A 2341-nucleotide genomic window follows, 5' to 3' on the forward strand; every position below is an offset into this window, starting at 1 on the left:
CTGCTGCCGTTTACCGCCGGTAACAATACCAACGGTTCCTACAGCGATCCGTTGCGTTGCCCGAACGGCGTGCCTATCAAGGACACCAAGTTCCCGGTCAATGTCGAGCAGGATGAGTGCAAGGTTCAGCTGAGTTCGGCCAATGGCGGCGACAAGAACCTGAAGCCGGAAAAATCGACCCAATACTCGTTCGGCCTGGTGTTTGCACCGACTGGCAGCTTCAGCGGTGCGGTGGATTACTGGAACATCAAGATCGATGACTCGATCCAGCAGTTGGCAGAGCAGAGCATCATCCAGAACCCGGCTCAGTTCTCTAACTACTACTACCGCTTCGATCCGTTCAAGAATCCGGAGCTGCTTAACGGTGGCGATATTCCGACCAGCCCGAATGACCCACGTCTGGTCAAGGGCAATGGCAACAAGGACTTCCCGCTGGCCTTTATCTTCACGCCACGCGCCAATACCGCCCAGTTCTATGCATCCGGTATTGACCTGAACCTGACTTATCGTTTCCGTATCGAAAACGTCGGCGCCTTCAATGTCAACTATGACGGTACCTATCTGATTACCCATGGTTATCAGAATGCCGGCTTGGATAAGGTTAGCGACAACGGTGTGTACAAGGACTTCGGTGTGGCGCCGCGTTATCGTCATTCCGCTACGCTGGCATTCAATCGTGGCCCGTGGAGCGCGTCGGTAACCGATAACTTCACGCTGCACTATGTCGACTTTGACGACAAGAGCGGCACCTCGCGTGAAGTTGCTTCCTACAACACCTGGGATGCACAAGTGACCTGGCGCGGTATCAAGGGTCTGGATCTGGGTCTGGGTATTCGCAATATCCTTGACCAGGACCCACCTGCTTCGCGCACCACCCTGAACTTCCAGACTGGCTACGACGCGCAGTACACCAACCCGCTGGGTCGGACCTTCTACGCACGTGCCAAGTACAAGTTCTGGTAAGGCGTATCACTGCCTGGCAGCAGCTTGCCAGGCTGGCATAAAGAAAAGCCCCGGTTTTCCGGGGCTTTTTTGTTTTCACTGCTTGGTGCCAGCGGGTGGATGCCATCACTCCCAAGGCGCAGGAGACGGCAGCGTCAGGTCGTGTGGCTACTGCGTGCTGCGGCTGCCGCAGACGATGATCGCGTGCTCGTCATACTGCAGGTACAGCACCCGCTCGCCAGCGGCGATGCGGCGTTGGCCATCGGCCCAGGCCATGGCGGCGGCGGAGCGGGGGCCGAGCAGGCGGGCGGCTTGGGCGACGGCCTGCTCGGACAGGATATGGTGGGCTTGGGTGGGGGTGCTCAGTGCCATGATGCCTCCTCGAGTGCTGCGACGGTGGGTGCGTGTTGGTACAGAGCAGACTTCATGCCTGATGCCCGGCTGATTGCGCTGCCAGGCGTCAAAGTGAGTGTTGGTTCGCATCAGCGGCTGGTGTGGCTTGGCCGGTATTCGTCTTGTGCTCGCGGGTAGTACGCCACTGGAGCATGCGTAAGCCCAATTGGGATGTGGGTGGCCGGAGGTTTTTGCCGGCAGGCCTGGCACAAAGCGCCGCCAAAAGCAAAACGCCCGCATCAATGCGGGCGTTCGGGCTTGCCGGCGGGATTGCCGCCATCAACCGGTACGCAGCTTGGCGCCTGGGCTGGTCTCCAGCCAGCGCTTGATGCGGTTGGCGTCGCCAATACGGGTCAGCTTGCCGGCTGAATCAAGCAGTACGATCACCATCGGCGTGCCTTCGATCACTGCCTGCATCACCAGGCATTTGCCGGCCTCGGAGATATAGCCGGTCTTGGACAGGCCGATCTGCCAGGTATCGCTCTTCACCAAGGGGTTGGTATTGTGGAAGCGGTATTCGCGGCCGTTGACCGAGGAATTGAAGGCGTATTCCTCGCTGGTCGAGTAATTGCGGATTTCCGGGTAGCGATGCGCTGCCTGCACCAGTTTGACCAGATCGCTGGCAGTAGACACATTCGCGCTGGTGAGGCCGGTCGGGTCGGCAAAGCGCGTGTGGCTCATGCCGAGCGACTGGGCAGTCTGGTTCATCTGGTTGACAAAGGCGGCCTTGCCGCCCGGTGCAGTGCGAGCCAGGGCATGGGCGGCGCGATTTTCCGACGCCATCAGCGCCAGATGCAGCACTTCGGCGCGGGTCAGCGTGGTGCCGACCAACAGGCGCGACGACGAATGCTTGAGCAGATCGACATCGTCGTCGGTGATGGTGATCAGCTCATCCATCGGCAGGCGCATATCCAGCGTGACAATGGCCGTCATCAACTTGCTGATCGAGGCGATCGGCGTGACGGACTGCACATTCTTTTCAAAGATATTTTCGCCCGACAATTCA

The 2341-nt window shown here is 59.2% G+C and carries 3 protein-coding genes; 1 reads left to right on the plus strand and 2 read right to left on the minus strand.

The annotated features are described in order from the left end of the window. Positions 1 to 963, plus strand: a 963-nt coding sequence (locus ACE3OH_RS21690) for a TonB-dependent receptor domain-containing protein (RefSeq protein WP_374358197.1), incomplete at its 5' end; no start/stop codon positions are given. Positions 964 to 1110: 147 nt separating this feature from the next. Here the strand turns inward: ACE3OH_RS21690 and ACE3OH_RS21695 are convergent. Both ACE3OH_RS21695 and ACE3OH_RS21700 read right to left on the minus strand, forming a co-directional pair. Further along, positions 1111 to 1314 (minus strand): hypothetical protein, encoded by a 204-nt coding sequence (locus ACE3OH_RS21695; protein ID WP_374358200.1) that lies wholly within the window; start codon positions 1312 to 1314, stop codon positions 1111 to 1113. A 300-nt stretch (positions 1315 to 1614) separates the two neighbouring features. Beyond that, the coding region (locus tag ACE3OH_RS21700) for a serine hydrolase (protein WP_374358203.1) at positions 1615 to 2341 on the minus strand (727 nt) is incomplete at its 5' end.

This window comes from Chitinimonas sp. (genome assembly GCF_041904975.1).
In the GTDB taxonomy this organism is placed as follows: domain Bacteria; phylum Pseudomonadota; class Gammaproteobacteria; order Burkholderiales; family Chitinimonadaceae; genus Chitinimonas.